Source organism: Streptomyces sp. NPDC029122 (assembly GCF_055569445.1).
The window spans coordinates 40,118-62,925 of the sequence record NZ_JBVHWK010000039.1; the positions used below are offsets into that span (position 1 = coordinate 40,118).

Sequence of the window (22,808 nt, forward strand, 5' to 3'; positions counted from 1 at the left end):
GGGGTACCGGACGATACGTCGCCATGCTAGGCCCTTTCGGCACGCCGGTGCCGGTCAGGCCCGCGGGGCGGGGGCGGTGCCGGGGCTGGGTGGGCGGTGCCGGGGGCGGGGCGGGGCGGTGCCGGGGTGGGGCGGGGAGGCCGGGCCGTCGGCGATGATCAGGGGCATGACCGATGACGCGGAGCGGACGGAGCGGCTCGTGGCCGCCTGGAAGGGCGCCCGCCGGACCCTGACGCGCGGCGGCCGGGGGGAGACCGTCCGGGAGCTGCTGGCCGGGCTCGCCGACGCCCCGTACGACCTGGACGCCCCGGCGGACGTCTACGGCGACGGGGTCGTCGCCGACCTGGAGCGGCGGGTCGCCGAGCTGCTCGGCACCGAGGACGCGGCGTTCTTCCCCTCGGGGACGATGGCCCAGCAGATCGCGCTGCGCTGCTGGGCGGGACGTACCGGGAACCCGGTCGTGGCCCTGCACCCCATGAGCCACCCGGAGCGGTGGGAAGGCGGAGCCCTGACCGCGCTGGCCGGGCTGCGGACCACCCACCCGGTGACGGAGCCGCGCCAGCCGACGCCGGAGGAGGTGCGGGAGCACCCCGAGCCCTTCGGGACGCTGATGCTGGAGCTGCCGCTGCGCGACGCCGGGTTCCTGCTGCCCGCGTGGGAGGAGCTGGAGGGGCTGGTGGACGCCGCCCGGGAGCGGGACGCGGTCGTCCACTTCGACGGGGCCCGGCTGTGGGAGACCACCGTCCACTTCGGCCGGCCCCTGCCGGAGATCGCGGGGCTCGCGGACTCGGTGTACGTCTCCTTCTACAAGTCGCTGCGCGGGCTGAGCGGAGCCTGCCTGGCCGGACCCCGCGACTTCGTGGAGGAGACCCGGGTGTGGCGCCACCGGTACGGGGGCCAGGTCTTCCGCCAGTTCCCCCAGGCCCTGGCGGCCCTGGCCGGGCTGGAACGGGAGCTTCCGCGCCTGCCCGCGTACGTGGAACAGGCCCGGGCCGTCGCCGCCGCGCTGGCGGAGGCCTTCGCGGAGGCGGGCGTGCCGTGGTCCCGCGTCCACCCGGAGGTGCCGCACACGCACCAGTTCCAGGTGTGGCTCCCGTACGAGGCGGACCGCCTCACGGAGGCGGGCGCCCGCCTGGCGGAGGAAACCGGCACGGCCCTGTTCCGCCGCTGGTCGGCGGAGGGCCCGCCGGGGCTGTCGGTGACGGAGCTGGAGATCACGGAGCCGGGCCTGACGTGGACCCCGGAGGAGGTCCGCGAGGCGGCGGCGGGGTTCCTGGCGCGGGTGTAGGGGGGTCGGTACGGACGCGGCCGGCCATTCCGCAGGAGCGGGGGAGGGCTTGGATGCCGCCCTGCTCCACGTGGGGCATCCGCCCGGCGCGTCCGCGCAGACCTGGGAGACGATTCTTCCGAAATACCTATTGTCCAAATATGTCTAAGCTCAGCGTCCTCGCGGGCACCACGGCGGCCATGGCCTGGGCGGCCGTCATCGCCGCGCCCTCCCCCGCCCACGCCCAGCAGTTCGTCCCGTGCAGCGCGACGGCCCTCAGGAACGCCATCACCGTGGCGAACACGACTCCGGGCCCCGCCGTCCTCATCCTCGCGCCCGGCTGCACCTACACCCTCACCACGGGCGACCCCGGCGACCCCGACAACGGCCTGCCGACCGTCACCAGCGAGATCAACGTCCTCGGCAACGGCAGCACCATCAGGCGCGTCTCGACAGCGAGCTTCCGCATCCTCAAGGTCGAAGGCGCCAACGGACGCCTCACCCTCAACAACCTGACGATCCGCGACGGGCTGGACGCCTCGGGCGGGGAGGGCGGCGGAGGGATCTCCAACCAGGGCGGACGGCTCACCCTCAACTCGGTGCAGGTCACCAGGAACGCCACGACCCAGTCGGGGGCGGGCGGAGGCATCGCCAGCTTCGGCACCCTCACCCTCCGCAACAGCACGCTGAGCTTCAACGTCTCCACCAGCAACAACGGCGGGGGACTGTTCTCCCTCGGCACCACGACCCTGTCGAACACCACGGTGACCGGCAACACGGCCAGGGACAGCGGCGGGGGCATCGACGGGCGCGGCACGGTGAACATCACGTCCAGCACGGTGACCGACAACACCGCCGGCGAGGACGGCGGTGGCCTTCACCTCTTCCAGGCCACGTCGACGGTCGCGGACACCCTCGTCCGCGGCAACACCTCAGCCAGCCAGAACGGCCACGGCGGCGGCATCCTCAACCAGGGCGGCATGCTGACCATGGACCGGGTCACCGTCTTCGCCAACAGGCACGTGGGCGACGACGGCCAGGGCGGCGGAATCGCCAACACCGCCACACCCCCCGGCACCGCCACGGCGACCATCAGGAACAGCTCGGTCACTTACAACTACGCGAGGAACGCCCCCGGCGGCATCTTCAACTCCGGCGGCACCGTGACCCTCGTCGCCACCCAGGTGGAGAACAACCTCCCCACCAACTGCACCCCGAGCGCCCCACCGGTGGCGGGCTGCCTCAACTGAGACGGCCGACAAGGTCCGCGCGGCGGCGGAGCCCTGGCGCGCGGGGAGGCGCTTCCCTCGGACCGGACCGGGGGGTCCCGTCAGTCCCGCCCCCCTCAGCACACCCTCCCCCCGTGGAGGAGGCGGGTCAGGGTGTGGAGCCAGGGGTGGGTGGCCGGGCGGCCGGCCAGGACGGCGTTGAACTGGGCTTCGGTGCGGATGGCGCGCAGGGTGGCGAGGTCGTGGCGGCCCGGGGGCGGGGGCATGGCGGTGCCGTGCCGGGTCGCGCGGTAGGTGTCCACGAGGTACTGCTCGATCGCTGTCATGGATCCACCCTCACCCCGTTGGGCGCAGAGCGCTCGCCGATTGACGCTCCCCGTCAATCGACGCCTCCCACCTGCGGCGACGCCCCCGCGGGCACCTCGTAAACCCTCGTACGGGCGCACGGGTGCCCGTAGCCCCGCGCGCTTCCGCCCCGCCCCCGCCGGGGAGCCCGGGAGGGCCGCCGGGGCCGGGCGGTGCGGGGCGTGCGGGGAAGGTGAAAATGGGGCGATGAGCGTCACCATCGACATCGCCGGGCTCCCCGAGGAGCGGATCGGCTTCGCGCCGTCACCGCTCGCCGAGCTCTGCATGGCCCTGCACGCGCTCGCGCAGCCGGCGCATCACCCGGGGCTGCAGTCGTGGGCCAGGTCCACCACCGCTTCGCTCGACCCCTGCCTCGCGGACCGGCTCCTCGAAGCCGAATTCATGTGGCGCAGCTCCTTCTCCGACATCTTCATGGCGTTCGCCGGAATCCCGGGCGGTACCGGTCTGCCCGCGCCGACGCTGGCCGGGGAGCTGGACGTGCTCGACCGGATGGACGACGAGCGGTTCGTGATGGCGGCGCTGGAGCACTGCTGGCTGGCGCTCTACAACGAGGGCGGCGGGCCGCATCCGCTCAAGGACGGGGCCGCGCGGGCGAAGGCGCTGGAGACGGCGGCCGCGCGCGGGCCGCGGCAGCTGGAGTTCTCGGTCCGGCTGCTGGACGACCCGGCGGGGGTGCGGGTGTGGATGCGGCGGCTGCTGGAGGACTGTGACGAGGCGTTCTTCGCGCAGACCTGGCGGCGCGTGGAGCCCCGGCAGACCGCGGACGCCCGGCACAAGGCGGAGGTGCTGCGCCGCAAGGGGCTGCCGGCGGCGCTGCGGGAGGTGTCGGCGGCGCTGAGCGTGGACGAGGGCCTGACGACGATCACCGCCGACAAGATGGTCAACGGGCAGGCCACCGCGACCGATCCGCGGATCGGGGCGGGGCTGGTCTTCGTACCGACGAACTTCGGCTGGCCGCACCTGCTGGTGCTGCACGCGCCGGGCTGGCGGCCGGTGGTGCACTATCCGCTGGACTCGCCGGAACTGGCCTCCGTGCCGGGCTCGGTGGAGCTGCTCCAGCGGCGGATGGAGGCCCTGGCGCACCCCATGCGGATGCGGCTGTGCCGGAGTCTGGCGCGGGCCCCGTACACGACCAGTGAGCTGGCGCGCGTCTACGGGATATCCGCCCCGGAGGTGTCCCGGCACCTGACCGTGCTGAAGAAGGCCGGGCTGATGCAGACCAGACGCCAGGGGCGTTACGTCCAGCACCAGTTGGATCTGTCCGTGGTCGCCCGAATAGGTTCCGATTTCATCGAGGGCGTCCTGCGCTGAGCCGATCCGCCCAGGCATCGGACAGTGGCCGGTTTTCGCCCTTTACGGAGGCGCCGATATCCGGATTTCACAAACCGGAAGCAGTGAAAACTCTGGCGACGGGCGCCTCTTGGTGTCTAACGTGCGTCCACCACTCCCCCACAGGCTCTTCCGCTGTGAAAGGACCTTCATGCCCTCTCGCCGTATAGCCACAGCGACCGCGGCCCTCGCGGCCGCTGCCCTCGTCTCCCCGCTGCTCCTCGCCGGCCCGGCCGGCGCGACGAGCCCGCAGAGCGATGCCGCCCGGGGTGACGCGCTGGCCAGGAAGCTGGTCAAGGACTCGACGGGCAAGGGTGCCAACAACCACCTGAAGGTCTTCCAGTCGATCGCCGACTACAACGGCGGCACCCGCGTGGCCGGCTCCAAGGGGCACGTCCAGTCCGCCCAGTACGTCGAAGCCGTGCTGAAGGGCGCCGGGTACGAGGTCTCGCGCCACGAGTTCGACTTCGTGTACGTCGAGACGATCTCCGAGAAGCTGAAGGTCAACGGCGCGAACGGCCGCGACGTCCCGCTCAAGCTGATGACGTACACGGCCAGCGGCCCGGAGGGCGGCATCACCGCGCCCGTCGCCGTCGCCCCCGTCGACGCCGACGGCACCAACGGCTGCGAGGCCGCCGACTTCGCGGCCGGCGCCTTCACCGGCAAGATCGCCCTGGTCAAGCGCGGCGGCTGCACCTTCGCGGCGAAGCAGGCGAACGCGGCCGCGGCCGGCGCGGTCGGCGCGATCATCTACAACAACACCGCGGGCGCCCTCAACGGCACCCTCGGAGACGCGAACGCCGGCAAGGTCCCCACCGGCGGAATCAGCCAGCAGGAGGGCGAGAAGCTCGCCGCCGAGGCGGCCGCCGGGCCGGTCTCGGTCACCCTCGACATCCGCGAGCTGCGCGAGAACCGCAAGACGTACAACGTCGTCGCGGAGACCCGGGGCGGGGACGAGAACAACACCGTCTTCCTCGGCGCGCACCTGGACTCGGTCGCGGCCGGTCCGGGCATCAACGACAACGGCTCCGGCTCGGCGGGCATCCTCCAGGTCGCGCAGCGCCTCGCGAGCAACCAGTCGAAGATCAAGAACAAGGTCAAGTTCGCCTGGTGGTCGGCGGAGGAGTTCGGCCTGCTCGGCTCGGAGGCGTACGTGGCCTCCCTGACGCCGGAGCAGAAGAAGCAGATCAAGCTCTACCTCAACTTCGACATGATCGCCTCACCGAACGCCGCGTACTTCGTCTACGACGGCGACGACTCCGACAAGGTCGGCTCGGGCCCCGGCCCGGAGGGTTCGGCGCAGCTGGAGAGGCAGATCACCGACTTCCTCGACGCGCAGAACATCCCGCACGAGGGCAGCGACTTCACCGGCCGCTCGGACTACGGCCCGTTCATCGAGGCCGGCATCCCGTCGGGCGGTACGGACACCGGCGCCGAGGGCATCAAGTCCCCGGAGCAGGCCGCGAAGTTCGGTGGTACGGCGGGTATCGCCTACGACCCGAACTACCACGGCAAGGGTGACGACATCACCAACATCGACCAGAAGGCGCTCGACATCAACGTCGACGTCATCGCGAACGCGGTGGGCCACTACGCCTGGGACCTGGCCCCGCTGACGCAGCCGGTCGTCTCGCAGCCGTCCACCGGCTCCGGCAACGGCGGCGGTCTGCGCCCGGGCCACGACCACGACGTCGAGCAGTAGGAACAGCCGTACGCACGAGGGGCCGGGGTTCCGCCAGGAACGCCGGCCCCTCGGCCGTGTCCGCGACGGCCGGCGGCCGTGGCCCCCGGGCCGCTACCGCGGCCAGGGGCCGGTGCCGACCGGCTGGACCAGCCAGCCGAAGTCGCCCAGGCCCCCGCGCGCGGTGAGTTCCGCCGCCTCGCCCGCCGCCGACAGGGCGCGGACGTAGCCCGCCGGGTCGGTGGAGGCCAGGGCCAGCGGGGGACGGCCGCCGCGGACCCCGAGTGCGGTCAGGGCTTCGCGCTGCGTGAACAGGGCCGCGCCCGGTCCCGCGCAGGCGTCGAGCGCGACGTGCGCGGTGACGTCGCAGCCGCCGTCCGGGACGGGGGCGGTCTCGCGGCCCGCGCGGAAGCCGGTGAGGGTGCCGTACGGGGGGCGGGCGTCGCGGGTGTGGGCGTAGTCCACGGCCACCGCCAGGCCCCGGTCCAGGGTGGCCACCGCCGCCGCCCAGGCCTCGTCGCGGGCCCGGCCGATCTCCGCCCGGCCGCCTCCCGGTCCGGCCGCCCCGGGCCACCAGCGCTCCAGCCAGAGCCGGTCGTCGGCGTCGAGCGGCCCGCCGGGGGTCTCCGTACCGTCGGGGGCGACCAGGACGTAGCGGCCGTCCTCGGCGATCTCCAGCGGTACGTTGTCCAGCCATTCGTTGGCGAACAGCAGCCCGGTGGTCCCCTCCGGGGGCTCGGCCACCCAGCGGATGCGGGGGTCCAGCCCCGCGGGCTCCGCCGCGCGCTCCACCGCGTACGGGCACACCCGCGCCGCCGTCTCCGCCGGCAGCGCGGCGAGGACCCCGGCCAGCAGCTCCCCCCGCCCGGCCCCCATGTCGACCAGGTCGAGCCGCTCCGGCCGGCCCAGCGCCCCGTCCACCCACGCCAGCAGCCGGGCCACGGCCCCGGCGTACAGGGCGGAGGCGTGCACGGAGGTCCGGAAGTGCCCCGCCGGCCCCGGCCCGCCCGGCCGGACGTAGAAACCGTCCGGCCCGTACAGCGCGGCCTCCATCGCGGCCCGCCACCGGACCGGCCCCCTGACCTCACCCTGAGCGCTCATCCCTCACAGGTTAAGCCGACCCTCCACCTTGCGGAGTACGCCCCTGTCGCAGGGATCGCACCTGTGGTTGACTCCAGCACCTATCTCCTTTCCCTACTCTGGGTTACGTGCAGCGCCTCTACGACTTCATCCGCAGACACCCGACGGGCGTCGACAGCTTCTGGGCTGTCCTCTTCTTCGGGATGTCGATGATGAACGTGGCCGGGGCCGAGGGGCAGAGCACCGCCCTGCGGCTGGCCACCGTCCCCGTCGTCGCCGCGCTGACCGCCGCCCTCGCCCTGCGCCGCAAGTGGACCGCGGCGATGTTCTGGCTGACGGTGGGGGCGGGCGTCCACCAGCTGGCCATCGGCCAGGAGATGCAGTTCTGCGACGTCGCCATGCTCGTCGTCCTGTACACGGTGGCGGCCGCCGACGTCCCGCGCTGGGTGTCGCGCACCGCCCTGGCCTGCGGACTGCTGGCCTCACCGCTGTACTTCCTGCGCTTCGGCGTCGACAAGGGCGCCAGTACCGTGGAGGAGATCCTCTTCGCCCTGTTCATGATGGTGCCCTTCGCCCTCGCCTGGGTGACGGGCGACTCGCTGCGCACCCGCCGGGCCTATTACGCCCAGCTCGTGGAGCGCAACCAGCGGCTGGAGAAGGAGCGCGAGGCCCAGGCCAAGGTGGCGGTGGCCGCCGAGCGCGCCCGGATCGCCCGCGAGCTGCACGACGTCGTCGCGCACAACGTGTCGGTGATGGTGGTCCAGGCCGACGGGGCCGCGTACGTCATGGACGTGGCCCCCGACCAGGCCAAGGAGGCCCTCCAGACCATCTCCGGCACGGGCCGCCAGGCGCTGGCCGAGATGCGCCGGCTGCTGGGCGTCCTGCGCACGGGCGAGCCGCAGGAGTCCGAGGACTACGTCCCGCAGCCCGACGTGGAGCAGATCGAGGTGCTGGTCGAGCAGGTACGGGCGGCCGGTCTGACGGTCGGCTTCGAGGTGGAGGGCACCCCCCGGAAGCTGCCCAGCGGCGTGGAGCTGACGGCGTACCGGATCGTGCAGGAGGCGCTGACGAACACCCGCAAGCACGGGGGCCCCGACGCGAAGGCGACCGTGCGGCTGGTCTACTTCGACGACGGGCTGGGCCTGCTCGTCGAGGACGACGGGCGGGGCGCCGCGCACGAACTGTACGAGGACGGCGGCGCGGACGGCGCCGGACACGGTCTGATCGGCATGCGGGAGCGCATCGGTATGGTCGGGGGAACCCTGGATGCGGGTCCGCGTCCAGGCGGTGGTTTCCGGATCAGTGCCCTGCTCCCGCTCAAGAAGAGTTAGCCCCCGCTCAAGAAGAGGTAGAGGAAGTCACGCATGTCCATCCGAGTGATGCTGGTCGACGACCAGGTGCTGCTGCGCACCGGCTTCCGCATGGTGCTGGCCGCCCAGCCGGACATGGAGGTCGTCGCGGAGGCGGGCAACGGCCTGGAGGCGCTGGAGGTGCTGCGCGCCACGGCGGTCGACGTGGTGCTGATGGACGTGCGCATGCCCAAGCTCGACGGGGTGGAGGCGACGCGCCGCATCTGCGAGCCGGAGGAACACCCGAAGGTGATCATCCTGACCACCTTCGACCTGGACGAGTACGCCTTCTCGGGCCTCAAGGCCGGCGCGAGCGGCTTCATGCTGAAGGACGTGCCCCCGGCGGAGCTGCTGGCCGCGATCCGGTCGGTGCACAGCGGGGACGCCGTGGTGGCCCCCTCGACGACGCGCCGCCTGCTGGACCGGTTCGCGCCGATGCTGCCGAGCACGACGGCCGAGCCGGAGAACAAGGAGATCGAGCGGCTGACCGACCGCGAACGCGAGGTCATGCTGCTGGTGGCGCAGGGCCTGTCGAACGGTGAGATCGCGGCCCGGCTGGTGCTGTCGGAGGCGACGGTCAAGACGCACGTGGGCCGCATCCTGACGAAGCTGGGCCTCCGGGACCGGGTGCAGGTGGTGGTGCTGGCGTACGAGACGGGCCTGGTGCGCGCCGGGAGCGGTGGCACGGGCTGACCCGCACAGCCGCTCCCGGCGCGGGGACCCGCTAGCCGCGCTGGATGAACTCGCAGGTGTTCGGGACGACGAAATCGAGGGTGGCCGGGTCGGCCAGCAGGACGTCGAGGTCGCCGGGGTTCTCGCCGCAGTCGATGCGGTCGAAGCCGCCGTTGCGGCTGACGATCGTGTCGTTGCCGCCGCGCCCCTCGAAGGTGTTGCCCGAGAAGCCCCCGAAGTTCCAGCCGTCGGAGTCGAGGAGCCGGTCGGGGCCGCTGCCGCCGACGAGGCGGTCCTGGCCCTCCCCGCCGATGAGGTCGCTCGGCACGGAGGTGCTGTTGACGACCTCGTCGTTCCGGTCGCCCAGCGAGGCCTGGATCCGGGTCACGGTGGCCGCCTGGCCGCAGCGGACCGTGTGGGTGTTCCCGGCCTGGACGCAGCCGGGGCCCGGGACCAGGGTGCTCGTCGCGTCGTTGACCTCCAGGAAACCGCCGTTGTTGCTGAAGGTGACCGTGTTCGTCTCCCCCGGCTGCGCGGTGAGGAGGATCTGGTTGTTGCTGCGCGACACCAGCGCCGGTTCGGCGGCGGCCGGGCCCGCGACGGCCATCGTGAGGGCGAGCGCGGCCAGGGCGGGGGCGGCGACGCGTACGGTGCGGAAGAGGTCCATGGGGGTGCTGTCCTTCGGTTGCGCGACGCGGACCGGGTCGAGGGTCCGTCCGGACCTGCACTACCCGGGGCGGGCGCGGGAGGCGTGGGACCGCACCGCCGTTACCCCGGCTGCCCCGCACAACCCCACGTCCGGCCGCCGCCGCCCGGTCTACACCGGCGGCGGCACCGCCGCGCGCAGGTGGGCCAGCAGCGTGGACAGGGACTCCCACGCCGCCGGGTCGTCGCCGTCGCCCAGCGGGTAGTGCAGCCCGGGCCTGCGCTGCGGCCCCACCTGGGCGGGCCTGATCTCCAGCGGGGGCCGCCGCGCCCGGGTCAGCGTCGCCTCGGCCACCCCGGTCCCGCCGAGGGTGAACGACACCGGTACCGCCGGCGCGAGGGCCCGCGGGGTCAGGCTCAGGTCCCGCCGTCCGGGGCCGAGGGTGGCCAGCATGCTGATCAGGCCGTGCCCGGACACCAGTTCCTCCGCCAGCGCCGGGACCGCCGCCAGCGGCACCTCCTCGGCGGGCCCGTACCCGAGGCACAGCGTGATGTCCTCCTCGACCCCGGCGGCCGTACGGGTCACGCGTACGGTGGCCAGCGCGGGCCGCCCCGGCGATCCGACGGCGGTGACCAGGGTCGGCTCGGGCGCCCGGCCCCGGGCCAGGTCGGTGAGCTGGCGCGGGGACCACGGCAGGTTCACCGGCTCGGCGGTGCCCCAGCCCGCGGGCGGCTCCCCGGTCAGGGTGCGCCAGGCGGCCTCCAGCGAGCGGCCGACCAGCAGCCCCTCCTCGGCGGGGTGCTCCGTACGGAACTGCACGGTCAGCCGGCGTTCGCCCGCCGCCCCGTCCCCCCCGAACGCGGCGGCGGCCCGCGGCCGGCCCGACTCGTCGCGGGCCGGGGCGAAGGTGCCGTCCTGCCAGCTCAGCACCGCGCCGGACAGGCCGTCGTAGTACCCGCACTCGGGGTCCTGGACCACCCACCGGTTCGGCGCCCCGGCCAGCGCGGTGCGCAGCGGCAGGCTGAGCCGGCAGTGGTCCGGGGTGACGATGTGCAGGGCCGCGCCGAAGCCGGCCGTGGTCCGCAGGACGTCCGACAGCCAGGCCGTCAGCCCGATCACCGGGCGGTCCGCGAGCACCACCGCGGTGGATTCGGTGACCACGTCCACGGTCGGCAGCGCTCCGACGGGCGCGGGCGCCGCCGAGGCCTCGGAGGTCACCGGCACCACCGCCACGTGCCCGGCGCCCTCGGGCCAGACGGCGCCGCCGAGCACCTCGGCGAGGCGTCCGGCGACGGCCCCGGCGAGTGGGGCCGCCTCGGGCACGGCGGTGGAGGCGCGGGTCTCCGTCCACCAGACCGGGGTGGGCGAGGGCGTCCCGAGGAGCCGTTCCACCTCGCCGGGCACCTGCACGAGCACGGGCGCCTCGACGGAGACCAGCGGCCGGCCGCCCGCGCCGAGCAGCTGGATCACGGCACCGTCCCCGACGGCCTGGGCGTCGAGGTCCGCGCCGCCCGCCGTCAGGGCCACCATCAGCGCGGTGGTGTCGGGCATCTTGGCGGTGAGGGCGATGACGTCCTTGGTCACGGTGTCAGCGTGCTTCCTGTTTCGGGGAGTCGGCGAGGGCGGTCTGCACGATCTGGTGCGGGCGGCCGCGCCGGACCAGCGTGCCGCGGCCGGGCGGCTGGGCGCTCGCGTACAGCTGCGGGAACAGCTGTCCCTCGGAGCGTTCGCCGTTCATCACGAGGGCCGTCGTGCCGGACTCGCGCAGGGTGGTCATCAGCGGCTCGTACAGGGCCCTCGAGGAGCCGGCGACGCGCCGGGCGATCACGAAGTGCAGGCCGATGTCCTGGGCGGAGGGCAGGTAGGGGACGAACGCCTGGAGCGGCTGCTGCCCGGCGGTGGTGAGGATGTCGTAGTCGTCGACGAGGACCACGATGCGCGGTCCGGCGAAGCCCGGGCCCTCGCCCGGCTCGGCGTCCGGGTCGATGCCGTCGTCCGGGAGCCGCTTGTCGAGCTCCTTGGCGATCCCGGCCGACAGGGCGGCGGCGATCTTCGCGTTGTGCGCGTACCCGCCCCGGTAGGGCTCGGGGACGACGCCGCGCAGCCCGCGCCGGGGGTCGTAGACGGCGAAGACCAGTTCCTCCTCGCCGTAGCGGGCGATGAGCTGGCGGGCGACCAGGGCGAGCAGGTTGGTCTTGCCGCACTCGTTGTCGCCGAGGATCAGCAGGTGCTGGTCCTGGCCGAAGAGGTCCAGCAGCACCGGGGCGAGGACGTCCTGGTCCACGCCGACGGGGATCCGGTACGGCTCCTCGTCGACGCTGGGCAGCCGGTCGGCCGGCAGCCGCGCGGGCAGCACCCGTACCGGCGAGGCCAGTTCGCCGTGCCAGGTGGCGCGGACGGTGCCCGCGGCCTCCTCCAGGGCGGCCGCCAGGTCGGTGTTGCCGGCCTGGGAGTCGATGCGCGGCAGGGCCGTCTGCGCGAAGAGCTTGCCGTCGGTGAGGACCCGGCCCGGGGTGTCCGGGGAGATCGTCTCGGACAGCTTGCGGTCGATGGCCGAGTCGGAGGGGTCGCCCAGGCGCAGCTCGACACGGCCGCCGAAGAGGGACTGGTTGGCGATGCGCACGTCGTTCCAGCGGAGCATGCCCGCGACGACGTGGATGCCGTAGCCGCCGCCCCGCTTGAGCAGGTCGGTGACGGCGTCGTCGAGCTCCGAGAACTCCTCGCGCAGGGCCCCGTACCCGTCGACGAGCAGCACGATGTCGGTGGAGGCGAGCTCGGTGAGCCTGCCCTGGGAACGCAGCCGGCGCAGCTGGTCGACGGAGTCGATGGAGTGCTCGCGGAAGAGGGCCTCGCGGGTGGCGAGCATGGCCCGTACCTCGGCGACCGTACGGGCGGCCCGTTCGCGGTCGGCGCGTCCGGCGATCCCGCCGACGTGCGGGAGCCCGGCGAGCGCGGCGAGGCCGCCCCCGGCGAGGTCGAGGCCGTAGACGGCGACCTCCTGCGGGGTGTGGGTCAGCGCCAGCGAGAGGGCCAGGGTGCGCAGCAGGGTGGTCTTGCCGGACTGGGGGCCGCCGGTGACGGCGGTGTGCCCGCCGGCGACCGTGAGGTCGAGCTCCCAGGGGCCGCGCCACTGGCGGGCCGGGTCGTCGAGGACGCCGAGCGGCACCTTGAGCGGGGCCCGCCGGGCGGTGCCCAGCTGGAGGCCGCGCTCGGTGACGGACAGCGGTCCGGCGGCGGCGTCGAGGGGGACCGCGTCGGGCAGCGGCGGCAGCCAGATGCGGCGTACGGGCGGGGCGGCGCCGGCGAGCTGGTCGACGATGACGGAGAGCACGCTGGGCCCGGTCTCGCGGGCGGTGGCGGTGGGCTTCTCCTCGACGTCCTCGGACGGACCGGCGCTGTCCTGGAGGGTGTTGAAGGTGGGGTAGGGCAGGGCGAGCGGCCCGCGCTCGCCGCCGTCGCGCTCGGCGGCCGGGCCCCGGTAGCGGCCGGAGACGTACCCGGCCTTGAAACGGGTGTAGGTGGAGGTGTCCACCTTGAGGTAGCCGAACCCGGGCAGCGGGGGCAGCTGGAAGGCGTCGGTGGTGTCGAGGACGGTGCGCGACTCGTCGGCGGAGAAGGTGCGCAGGCCGAGCCGGTAGGACAGGTAGGTGTCCAGGCCCTTGAGCTTGCCGCCCTCGATGCGCTGGCTGGAGAGCAGCAGGTGCACGCCGATGGAGCGGCCGATGCGGCCGATGGACAGGAACAGGTCGATGAAGTCCGGCTTCGCGGTGAGGAGTTCGCCGAACTCGTCGATGACGACGAACAGGTGCGGCAGCGGCTCCAGTTCGGGCTTCTCGGCGCGCAGCACCGCGTAGTGGCCGATGTCGGCGACGTTCCCGGCGTCCTTGAGGACCTGCTGGCGGCGCTTGACCTCACCGGCGAGGCTGGTGTGGACGCGTTCGACGAGCCCCGCCTGGTTCTCCAGGTTGGTGATGACACCGGCGACGTGCGGGAGCTTCTCGAAGGGGGCGAAGGTGGCGCCGCCCTTGTAGTCGACGAGGACCATCGCGAGGTCCTCGGGCGAGTGGGTGGCGACCAGCGCGAGGACGAGCGTACGGAGCAGCTCGCTCTTGCCGGAGCCGGTCGCGCCGACGCACAGCCCGTGCGGGCCCATGCCGAGCTGCGAGGACTCCTTCAGGTCCAGCAGTACCGGGCCGTGCCGGTCGTCGATGCCGATCGGCACGCGCAGGAAGTCCCGCTCCCCGCGCGGCGCCCACATCCGGCCCACGTCGAGGGCGGCCGGGTCGGAGATGCCGAGCAGGCCCATGAAGTCGACCGGCCCGGAGACGGGGGTGCCCTCGGCGACGGACTCGGCGGACAGCCGCAGCGGGGCGAGCATGCGGGCCAGGCCCTCGGCGGTGGCCGGGCCGAGGGCGTCGCTGATGCCCTCGGCGGCGGGGGCCTGCGGGGTGCGCAGGTCCCGGACGGTGACGTGGCTGCCGTCCACGGTGATCCGTACGGACACCTCGTCGGGCTCGTGGACCTGCTCGGCGAGCAGGTGCAGCACGGTGGTGTTCATGTCGGCCAGGCCGACCGCGGTGTCGGGGCGGGGCAGTTCGACGGCGTTCTCCCCGTACTCGTCGCTGACGACGAGGAGCCGGCCGGCCAGGCGCAGGGCGCGCTTGTCGGACAGGCCGCGGCGCACCTCGGCCGCGTACGACGCCCTGCGGCGCAGGTCCGGGGCGAGGACCCCGGCGGCGAGCTGGGGCAGGCTGGGGGCGATCCGGCGGGCGGCGACGGGCCCGTCCTGCTCCTGCTGGTCGAGGACGTGGGGCAGCCACTTGGCCCACTCCCAGTCCGCGAGCCGGTCCCCGGGCACGCCGAGGGCCACGGCCACGTCGTCCGGAGCGTGCAGGACGGCGGTGTGCGTGAGCAGGGCGCGGGCGACCCGCAGGACGCCCTCGCGGTCGCCGACGATGCTGACGTTGCCGGCCCGGTCGAGGGGGACGGTCAGCGGGAAGTCGCTGGCCCGGCCGAAGCGGGCCATGAGGGCGCCCGCTTCGTTGAGCATGAACCGGTCGGGCGGGGTGAGCACGCCCCCGGCACCCGCCGCGAGGCTGAGCTCCTGGACGGCGACGGCCCCGGTGCCCAGGCGCGGACGCAGGAAGTCGGGGTCGGTGCGGCGCCGCTCCCACAGCCGCGCGGGGTCGCGCACGATGTCGTACAGGGCCTCCGGCGGCGGGTTGAGGCGGCGCGCCTCGTCACGCAGCGCCTTCTCGCGGGCGCCGAGTTCCTCGCGCTGTTCCTCCAGGTACTCCAGGTAGCGCTCGCGCTGGGCGCGGCGGGTGCGCTGGGCCTTGCCGCGCTGGGACCAGAACAGGGCGACGGCGCCGACGAGGGCGAAGACCAGCACGATGGCGCCGACGGCGGCGAACTGGCTGTTGCGGATGACGGTCATCATCACGACCGAGCCCATCACGCCCGCCATCGGCAGCAGCGCGGTCGCCGGGCTGCCGATCTTGCCCTCGGGCAGGTTGGGCGGGGCCTCGACGGCGTGCGGGTGCGCGGGGGCGGGGGGCAGGGTGCCGCGGGCCGGCCGGTGGATCAGCTGCTGGGTCACCGGGCGGCACCCGACGCCGGGAGGGCCACGGCCCGCTGGAGCACCTCGGCGGCGAGCCGTACGGCCGCCTCCCGGGTACGGGCGCCGAGGAGTTCGGAGGTGACGGCGCCGCCGGAGGCGAGGTGGCGGTCGTAGGGCAGTACGACGACCCCCGCGCCCGTCGCGCGCAGCTTCTCGGCGGCCTTGCCGAGGTCGACGGCGGGGTGCGGGGACTGCACGGTCAGCACGACGACGGTGCGCGGCAGCACGGGCACCGGCAGGGAGGCCAGCCAGTCGAGCACGGCGTGGGTGGAGACCAGGCCCTCGGCGGTGGCGGGGGCGGTGAGCACGCGGGCGTGCGCGGTGTCGAGGGCGGTACGGGCCACCTCGCCCGGGAGGGTCTCGCAGTCGACGACGGTGACCCCGAAGTAGCGGCGCAGCGCGACCATCACGGTCCGGTAGGTGGCGACGTCGACCTGGGCGCCGATCCGGCCCTGGCTGCCGGGCAGCAGCCAGCCGCCGTCGGCGAGCGGGACGAGGTAGCCGGTGATGTCGGTGAGCTGCATGGAGGGGCGGACGATCTGCGCGAGGTCCGCGCAGGTCCAGCGCAGGGACTGGACGCCGAGCCGCACGGGCAGGGTGCCGAGGGCGGCGTCCGCCTCCAGGGTGAGCACCGGGTCGTGGCGGAAGTGGTTGTAAGTGCGGCTGAGGAGGGCGGTGACGGTGGTCTTGCCGGAGCCGCCGCGGATGCTGGTGACGACGATCTGGCGCCCGGTGGTGACGGGCTGCTGCACCTGCGTGGCGAGTTCCGTCTCGGCGGCGACGGCCTTGGCGACGGAGGAGCCGAGCACTCCGCGCAGGGTGCGCAGGGTGCGGCGCATCAGGGGGTCGCCGTGGCGGGGGCGGCCGGCGGCGGCCTCGGAGCCGGGGACCGGGACGGTCTCGGGGGCCCGGGCCTGCGGCGCCTGCGGGATGTAGGGCTGCTGGGCGTACGCCTGCCGCGGGGGCGCGGGGGCCGGCTGCTGCGGGAGGGGGGCGTGCGGCTGCACCGGCAGCGGGCCCTGGGGTGCGGCGGCGGCAGCGCCCGCGGCCGCGCCGGGGCCGGCGCCCGTCAGGTCGCCGAGGACCCCGGCCTGCCAGTCGCCGTGCGCGCCGGCGGGACCGTGGCCGGTGCCGCCCGCGGGGCCGTGTCCGTGTCCGGTGCCGGGACCGGGCAGGTGTCCGTCACGCTGGTTCATGCTCATGTCTGACATGTCTGAGTAGCAACCCTTACGCGAAGGTGCCGAGCAGCCGCCCGTACACACCGAACACCCCGATGAGCAGCGGGAACAGCACGATGACGCCGATGGACTCGGCGGTGTCCCCGAACCGCCGCAGCCGGACCCGTACGTGCTCGGGCGGCTGCACGGCGAGGACGCCGAGTGCCGCCAGGGCCAGCGCCAGCAGCACCGCCAGCGGCCCGGCCGCACCGGCCCGGCCGGCCCACACCAGCAGGGCCGCCACGGTGACGGCGGCCCCGGCCAGCAGCAGCGCGACCACCTCCGCGACGAGCGGGAACGCCCGCGCGCGCAGCCACAGCACGACGGCGACCGCCGAGGCGAGGCACACCGTCCAGACGTCGGGTTCCCGCAGCGCGAGCACCCCGGCCGCGCCCGCCGAGACGGCGGTGGCGAGGGTGGCCAGCGCCATGCCCCGGTGGGTGGCACCGAGGGCGGTGGCGACCTTGTACCGGCTGACCGAAACCCCGCGCGCCCGCTGGTCGTCCAGGCCGGTCAGACCGGCCGCCGCCAGCGCGAGACGCGGCAGCAGCCCGAGCAGGACCACCGAGAACACGGCGAGCACCGACCCGGTCCGGGCGCCCGCCTGCCCCTGCGACAGGGCCACGGCCTCCCAGGCCACCGTCAGACCGACCACGGAGGCGGCGCCCACCAGCCCGCCCCGCCCGAGCGGCGTGAACCACCCCAGCAGCGCGAGCCCGACGGCCAGCGCACCCGCCACGGCGGCGAGCCTGCCCATGGCGCCCCAGTGCTGCGCGTCGCCCAGGGTCCACGCCCCGAGCACCCCGACGGCGGCGGCGGCGGCCAGCAGCGCGGCCGCCAGCCCGGACCGCTTCAGCCGCCCGGCCAGCGCCCCGACGACCCCGGCGACGGCGGCCGCCGCGAGCAGTACGCCCGCCACGCCACCCGGCGCGAACTCCCGCCGGGCGAACCATCCCGCCACCAGCGCCCACAGCACCATCCCGGCCCCGGCGGTGACCCGCCGCGCGGAGGGACGCCAGCGCCAGGCCCGTACGTCCAGGTCCTCGGCGGCCTCGTCGGTGACGTCGTGCACCACGGGCGCGGACGGCACGTCCTGCACCCGCACGAGCCGCAGCACGGCCCCGTCGGCCACGCCGGCCTCCTCCAGGGAGACCCCGTGCTCGATCACCGACCCGTCGGCCGTGACCAGGTGACGCAGCATCGGCTGCGCGGCCACCCGGTCGTCCAGCATCCGTATGACGTCGGGCAAAAGCCGCCCGACCGGCTCCTGGGAGGGCAGTACGAGATCCATCCTCCGCCGCTCGCCCACCAGGGTGACCCGGCTCAAGGCCGTACCGCTGATTGCCCCCATGCTCACCACGCGCTCGAACCTATCACCGAGTACTGACCTGCCCTGGCGTCCCCGTCTTGCCCATGAGGCGGTGGGAGATGAACGACCAGCCGACGCAGCCGGCGCACAGCACCGCCGCGATCACCAGCCCGGCGACGGCCTTCCCGATCCGCTCGTCGGCCATCCGCCGCCCGCGCTGCGCCCCGAACAGCACGGCATCGCGCATCCTGCGCCGCCGCACCGCGACGGACTCCAGCAACTGGCTGTCGTAATCCTCGGCCGCCACCCCGGCCTCCCTTCTCCCTGTCGCCCCGCACGCTAGTACGCCCCCTCACGACGCCGAAACCGGCGGCGCCGGTTTCGGTGCCGGCCGCCGCACCTCATCGGGAGCCTTCTTCAACGGCTCCACCGCTCCAACAGGTCGGTGAGATCCGGCCCCAGCCCCTCGATGATCTCCGGCTCCCGGAGCCCGTAACCCACCGCCGTCCCGAAGTACGTGGGCTCCCCGGGCTCCGCCGCGACGCCGAGCAGCCCGTCGAGCTCCCGCAACGCCGCTGCGAGGCGAGGCGCGTTGTACGCGTACACCTGGGGGTGCGGCACGCCCCGGAAGTCGCAGGCCCCCCACACGTCGTGGTGTACGGCCAGCTCGGCCGACAACCCCATGACGGTGTCGGGAGACACGCTCAGCTCGACCAGCCGGTGCTCGCGCCGTCGCCGCCCGGCAGCGTCGAACCAGACCCCGTCGCCGACCACGTGGAAGGACGACGGCTCGGCGCGCTCCTGCCCGGCCGGCCGCAACGCCGCCACCCGCCCGGGCAGGCGGTCGTCGTCCAGCCGCACGCCCTCGAGCCCGAGGCGGGCGTCGCCGTCCCCGAACACCCAGAACCACTCCAGCGCCACGGGCTCCAGCAACGCGTGCCGCTTCAGCACGGCGGCCATGACGGCAGCCGTCCGCAGCGCACCCCCGACACCGGGCTCACCGGCCCCGTCGAGCTCCCAGTACCACGCCCCGCACTCCAACGGCGCCCGCATCAACCCGCCCACGCCACATCCCCCTCGCTCGCGGCGTACTCCTGCCACGTCGCCTCGGCCTCTCGCGCCCGCCGGTCGATCGCGGTGACCCGCGCGGCCAGCTCGTCCGCGCGGATCATCCGGCGGCGGCGGACACGATCCCTCCGAGCCGCCGGGCCGCCTCCAGCTGGTCGATCGCGACCAGCCCCGCCCGCTCGGCCGGCAGGTCCGTCGGCTCCCAGCGCAGATCCCACCCGAACACCTCGTCCGTGGATACGTCCCCGGCCTCCCGCCGCCGCTGAACCGTCCCCCGGCCGTCCTCCGCGCCGTAGTACGTGAGCCGCCCTTCGCCCTCCAGCGCGTCGAGCACGGCGTCGTCGAGCACGCCGACGGGCCGGCTGCCGAGGTAGCCCTCCAGCTTGCCGGGGCGGTACATCACACCCACGAGGTCGAGGAAGACGCCCGAGCAGTCCCGGGTGAACGACCCGCCCCGCTCGTAGAACAGCACGAGCGGCTCGTACAGGTCCGGCAGCCCGTCCACCACGGCCGGGTTCCGCTCCTTCAGCCCCGCCAGCCGCACGGCCCCGGCAGAGGTCCGCCGCAGCTCCGCGCCGAGCACCCCGGCGAGCAGCCCCTCCAACTCGGCCGCCTGCCCGCCCGGGAGCTCGAACCCCGGGTCGACGTACACGGTGACGTCGTAGAACGGCCACGCCCCCTCGGCCCCGCAGGCCTTCGCCCACACGGCGGCCCGCCGCAGGTACTCCCACATCAGCACCCGCCGGGACCCGCTGCGCTCGAACGCCAGGTCCCACCGCATGTCCCAGTCCACGGCCCGCAGCCGCGCCAGCATCAGCGACGCCTTCACCCTCATCCCCTCCCCGACAGCTCTTGGAGCGCGTCCAGCGACGCCGCCCCGTGCACGGCCGCACCGACGACCGACCCGGCCGCGGTACGGCCGAGGCAGTCGTCCCGGGCCGCCGACGCCCCGACACCGTCCCGGCGGGCCGCCCGGAGCCGCAGCAGCCAGGGCACGCCCGCCCCGAAGGCCGCGTCCCCCGCCGCGCTGCGGGGCTCGTAGCCGGCCGCGCCGTCGGCGGATGCCCACAGGAACCCGGGGAGCCGTTCCCCGCACCGCACTTCGGCGTACCGGACGGGCCCGTCGGTGGTGGCCTCGTAGTCCTCTCCCCCGTATCCGCCGTCTCCGCCGGGGAGGAGCCGTATGAGCCGCTGCCGGCGCGCGGGGACCTCGAACGTCCCCCAGGAGTCCTCGTACGCCGCCCCTTCCGCCAGCAGGTCGGCGAACCCGTCCGCCGTGGGCCGGGCGTGCCGGGTCTCGTCTCCCGGGTCGACCTCCGCCCCCACCAGCGCGGAAATCCGCTCCAGTGCGGCGGCGAGCCGGGGCGCGTTCTCCGCGGCCACCTCCGGCTGCGGACGCTCCCGGGGGTCCTGGGTGAGCCAGGCATCGGCGTACGCGGACAGCACGAGCAGCACCGCGCCCTCGCCCCACAGGTCGACGCGTACGGTGAACAGTTTCTCCGCGCGGCGCCGGGCTCCGGATTCCGCCCATTCGCCGGGCAGCACGAGGCCCACCGTGAGCAGCTGGCCCGGCAACGGGCCGGCGACAGCGGCCGCTTCGGCCATGGCGGGGACGGGTACGCCGCGCCGCTCGACCAGCGGGTGAGCCATGGCCGACCGGTCACAGAGCAGGACCGAGCCCGTGCCGCCGTCCTCGACCAGCCCGCGGGAAGCCAGGACGCCCCTGACCTCCCCCACCAGCGCGAGGACCCTCGCAACTCCGCTCCCGGCAGCATCGAGCACGGGGGCAGGCTCCCAGAACCACTCCCCCACGGGCTCGGTCGTGATCACAGGAACGCCACGCGCCCTCCAACGGACCGGCTTCCGCTCAGCGCCTCGCTCAAGACGGCAGCACCCGCAACTTCGCGCCCCGGCTGTTCAGCCATGACTCCGAGTAGGCTCCGAAAGTTCCCGACGGCCTTCGGCGTCCACGCCGAAGGCCGGCCCGAAAGACCGTGCCCGTGAGGCCGCCCGTCAGCGTCCGATGGTCGAAGACCACCTGCATGAAGGTCTGCGACACCAACGCATCGCTCAGACGAGCCCCGCGACATCCAGCAAGGCAACCTCCCCCGCCGCCGTCGCTTCACCGGGAAACGGCGGCGACGATCTCCCCGATGAGCTTGGCTGCCTTCAGCTCTTCGAGCTGGATCAGACCCGCCTCTTTGAGCTCCGTCTCGGAGCCGGGAATCAGATCCGTCGGCTGCCAGCGCAGGTCCCGGCCGAAGACCTCGTCCGTCTGCGCGTCCCTCAGCACCCGGCGCCTCAGCAAGGGGCCCTTTCCGTCCTCCGCCGTGTAGTGCGCGACCTGTCCGTCGGCATCGAGCGCGTCGAGCACGGTGTCACCGAGCAGGGTGACGGGCGGATTGCCGAGGTAGGCCGTCAGGGCGCTGAGCCGGAACCGCACACCTGTCAGGTCGAGGGCCCCCGAGTTGTCCCGGGCGAATTCCCCGCCCCGCTCGTAGAAGAGGACCAGCGGCTCGTACAGATCGGGCAGGCCGGAAAAGCCGTCCGGCTTCTGCGCACGGAGCTCGGCCAGTCGGACCGCTCCCGAGCAGGTGTTCCGCACCTCCCCGTTGGGCAGCCGCGGCAGGAGTTCCTCGAGCTCGGCGGCGATTTCGGTGGAGAGCCGGAATTCAGGGTCCGCGTACGGGGTCACGTCGAAGAAGGGCCATGCCTCCTCCGCCGCATACGCCTGGGACCACAGGGCCGCTCGGCGCAGGTATTCACGGAACAGGACTCGACGCGACTTGGCGTGCCCGAAAGCGAAGTCCCAGTCGCTCATCCACCCGACCGCGCTCAGGCGGTGGAGCACGGCGGACGCCGTCCGATCGGTCACTTGAGCTCAATTCCCTTCGAGCGCAGCTCGTCCTTCAGAGCCGCCACCACTTCGTCGATGTTGGACAGATCGGACGCCAGCTCGATCTTCGGAACGTCGAACCCTACCGCCCTCCAGTGTCCGAATCCGCCCCTTCCTTCGTTCACCGCGAGGTCGTGCGCGCCTGCGTCACGGGGGTCCCGGGGGAATTCACGGTAGTACTCCACCGGGCCGTCGCTGTTCTGGAACGAATCCCACAGGTGCGGTGCGTCGACGGTATAGGGCAGACCCGCCTCCATCAGCTGGCTCTCGACGTATTCGTGGCCGATGTAGCGCTCGAACTTGGTCGCTTCCTCGGGCGTGAGGCTGCGCCGGCTCGCCGCTTCCCAGATCTCCGCGATGTCGCTTCGCGGTGTGAAGTACCCGTGGCGCGAAAGACCAGGCCCCTCGGGCACCACGTGCTGGGTGAGGAAGAAGTGGGTCCGGACACGGTCCAGCACCTGAGGGCTGATGCCGGTGTTATCCGAAATCGCCCCGATGTTCAGGCTCTCCGGGTTGGCCCGGACCCCGTCGTAGAAACGGGCCGCCTGGACGTGCTCGGGGGTGGGCTCCTCGATGTACCGAGCCCCGTCCGGCCTGGGCTCGGAGCCGCCGGGCAGCACCCCGTCATCACCGGCGCCCGCGGGGCCGTCGGGGAGGGTGCCGCCGCCCGGGCCGTCGCCCTGGTGCGGGATGGCCGGGCCGTCGCCGTGGCCGCCGCCGCCCGTGGAGGGGCCGTCGCCGTGGCCGCCCGTGGACGGGGTGTCGGTGTGGCCGCCGGTCGTGGGGGTGGTGTCGGTGTTGCCGCGGCCGCCCGGGGTGCTGTTGCTGCCGGGTTCGGTGTGGCTGTTGTGCGGGGTGTTGTCCGCGATGCCGCCGGGGGTGTGGGTGGTGACCCCGCCCGGGGTGTTGTCCGCGATGCCGCCCGGGGTGTGGGTGGTGGTGCCGCCCGGGGTGTGGGAGGTGACGTCCGTGGGGCGGGCGCCTACGCCGACGGGGACTTCCTCGCGCTTGGGGACCTCGGCCAGGGGGTGGTCGGATCCCTTGGGCACCGAGGTCAGGTCCTGCTTCGGCAGGCCCTT

18 protein-coding genes and 1 pseudogene are annotated in these 22,808 nt (G+C 74.0%); 6 read left to right on the forward strand and 13 right to left on the reverse strand.

The window, feature by feature from the left end; translation table 11 throughout:
• The first annotated feature begins 166 nt into the window (after nucleotides 1-166).
• Both ACZ4WZ_RS31470 and ACZ4WZ_RS31475 read left to right on the forward strand, forming a co-directional pair.
• Nucleotides 167-1,288, forward strand: coding sequence for a threonine aldolase family protein (locus ACZ4WZ_RS31470; RefSeq protein ID WP_467896169.1), 1,122 nt, complete (start codon nucleotides 167-169; stop codon nucleotides 1,286-1,288).
• 140 nt (nucleotides 1,289-1,428) lie between these two features.
• Nucleotides 1,429-2,517 (forward strand): hypothetical protein, encoded by a 1,089-nt coding sequence (locus tag ACZ4WZ_RS31475; protein WP_467896170.1) that lies wholly within the window; start codon nucleotides 1,429-1,431, stop codon nucleotides 2,515-2,517.
• Nucleotides 2,518-2,612: 95 nt separating this feature from the next.
• On the opposite strand, the gene ACZ4WZ_RS31480 is transcribed toward ACZ4WZ_RS31475, so the two are convergent.
• Nucleotides 2,613-2,822, reverse strand: a complete 210-nt coding sequence (locus ACZ4WZ_RS31480) for a hypothetical protein (RefSeq protein ID WP_467896172.1) — start codon at nucleotides 2,820-2,822, stop codon at nucleotides 2,613-2,615.
• 226 nt (nucleotides 2,823-3,048) lie between these two features.
• Here ACZ4WZ_RS31480 and ACZ4WZ_RS31485 point away from each other — a divergent pair, with 226 nt between their 5' ends.
• Together ACZ4WZ_RS31485 and ACZ4WZ_RS31490 are read left to right on the forward strand one after the other, a co-directional pair.
• Entirely contained in the window at nucleotides 3,049-4,173 is a 1,125-nt protein-coding gene (locus ACZ4WZ_RS31485) for a DUF5937 family protein (RefSeq protein ID WP_467896174.1), read from the forward strand.
• A 169-nt stretch (nucleotides 4,174-4,342) separates the two neighbouring features.
• Nucleotides 4,343-5,893, forward strand: a complete 1,551-nt coding sequence (locus tag ACZ4WZ_RS31490; RefSeq protein ID WP_467896175.1) for a M28 family metallopeptidase — start codon at nucleotides 4,343-4,345, stop codon at nucleotides 5,891-5,893.
• A 93-nt stretch (nucleotides 5,894-5,986) separates the two neighbouring features.
• Here ACZ4WZ_RS31490 and ACZ4WZ_RS31495 read toward each other — a convergent pair whose 3' ends face one another.
• On the reverse strand, nucleotides 5,987-6,973 hold the full coding sequence (locus ACZ4WZ_RS31495; RefSeq protein WP_467896176.1) for an SAM-dependent methyltransferase: 987 nt from the start codon (nucleotides 6,971-6,973) through the stop codon (nucleotides 5,987-5,989).
• 107 nt (nucleotides 6,974-7,080) lie between these two features.
• Between ACZ4WZ_RS31495 and ACZ4WZ_RS31500 the strand changes: the two genes are divergently transcribed.
• On the forward strand, nucleotides 7,081-8,283 hold the full coding sequence (locus ACZ4WZ_RS31500) for a sensor histidine kinase (protein WP_467896178.1): 1,203 nt from the start codon (nucleotides 7,081-7,083) through the stop codon (nucleotides 8,281-8,283).
• A 33-nt stretch (nucleotides 8,284-8,316) separates the two neighbouring features.
• Nucleotides 8,317-8,994, forward strand: coding sequence for a response regulator transcription factor (locus tag ACZ4WZ_RS31505; RefSeq protein WP_467896180.1), 678 nt, complete (start codon nucleotides 8,317-8,319; stop codon nucleotides 8,992-8,994).
• A gap of 31 nt (nucleotides 8,995-9,025) precedes the next feature.
• Here ACZ4WZ_RS31505 and ACZ4WZ_RS31510 read toward each other — a convergent pair whose 3' ends face one another.
• From ACZ4WZ_RS31510 to ACZ4WZ_RS31560, 11 genes and pseudogenes are all read right to left on the reverse strand, one after another.
• The gene (locus ACZ4WZ_RS31510; protein WP_467896182.1) at nucleotides 9,026-9,640 is read right to left on the reverse strand and encodes a hypothetical protein; all 615 of its coding nucleotides are present in this window, start codon (nucleotides 9,638-9,640) and stop codon (nucleotides 9,026-9,028) included.
• Nucleotides 9,641-9,790: 150 nt separating this feature from the next.
• A complete protein-coding gene (locus ACZ4WZ_RS31515; RefSeq protein WP_467896183.1) occupies nucleotides 9,791-11,203 on the reverse strand; it encodes a DUF6177 family protein in 1,413 nt (470 codons plus the stop codon).
• 4 nt (nucleotides 11,204-11,207) lie between these two features.
• Nucleotides 11,208-15,218, reverse strand: coding sequence for a type VII secretion protein EccCb (gene eccCb / locus ACZ4WZ_RS31520; RefSeq protein ID WP_467896184.1), 4,011 nt, complete (start codon nucleotides 15,216-15,218; stop codon nucleotides 11,208-11,210).
• Entirely contained in the window at nucleotides 15,215-16,441 is a 1,227-nt protein-coding gene (locus ACZ4WZ_RS31525) for a hypothetical protein (RefSeq protein WP_467896186.1), read from the reverse strand. The genes eccCb and ACZ4WZ_RS31525 overlap by 4 nt, the downstream gene beginning before the upstream one ends.
• A gap of 25 nt (nucleotides 16,442-16,466) precedes the next feature.
• On the reverse strand, nucleotides 16,467-17,807 hold the full coding sequence (eccD, locus tag ACZ4WZ_RS31530; protein ID WP_467896198.1) for a type VII secretion integral membrane protein EccD: 1,341 nt from the start codon (nucleotides 17,805-17,807) through the stop codon (nucleotides 16,467-16,469).
• A 22-nt stretch (nucleotides 17,808-17,829) separates the two neighbouring features.
• Nucleotides 17,830-18,012 carry a hypothetical protein gene (locus tag ACZ4WZ_RS31535; RefSeq protein WP_388944900.1) on the reverse strand — a complete coding sequence of 61 codons (183 nt, stop codon included), beginning with the start codon at nucleotides 18,010-18,012 and terminating at the stop codon, nucleotides 17,830-17,832.
• A gap of 170 nt (nucleotides 18,013-18,182) precedes the next feature.
• Complete coding sequence (locus ACZ4WZ_RS31540; RefSeq protein ID WP_467896188.1) at nucleotides 18,183-18,830, reverse strand: hypothetical protein; 648 nt, start codon at nucleotides 18,828-18,830, stop codon at nucleotides 18,183-18,185.
• Between the two features lie 103 nt (nucleotides 18,831-18,933).
• On the reverse strand, nucleotides 18,934-19,668 hold the full coding sequence (locus tag ACZ4WZ_RS31545) for a hypothetical protein (protein WP_467896190.1): 735 nt from the start codon (nucleotides 19,666-19,668) through the stop codon (nucleotides 18,934-18,936).
• Nucleotides 19,665-20,615 carry a hypothetical protein gene (locus tag ACZ4WZ_RS31550; protein WP_467896192.1) on the reverse strand — a complete coding sequence of 317 codons (951 nt, stop codon included), beginning with the start codon at nucleotides 20,613-20,615 and terminating at the stop codon, nucleotides 19,665-19,667. The genes ACZ4WZ_RS31545 and ACZ4WZ_RS31550 overlap by 4 nt, the downstream gene beginning before the upstream one ends.
• A gap of 340 nt (nucleotides 20,616-20,955) precedes the next feature.
• A complete protein-coding gene (locus ACZ4WZ_RS31555; protein WP_467896194.1) occupies nucleotides 20,956-21,708 on the reverse strand; it encodes a hypothetical protein in 753 nt (250 codons plus the stop codon).
• A pseudogene (locus tag ACZ4WZ_RS31560) lies at nucleotides 21,705-22,808 on the reverse strand (hypothetical protein); the annotation flags it as partial. The pseudogene ACZ4WZ_RS31560 and the gene ACZ4WZ_RS31555, both read right to left, overlap by 4 nt.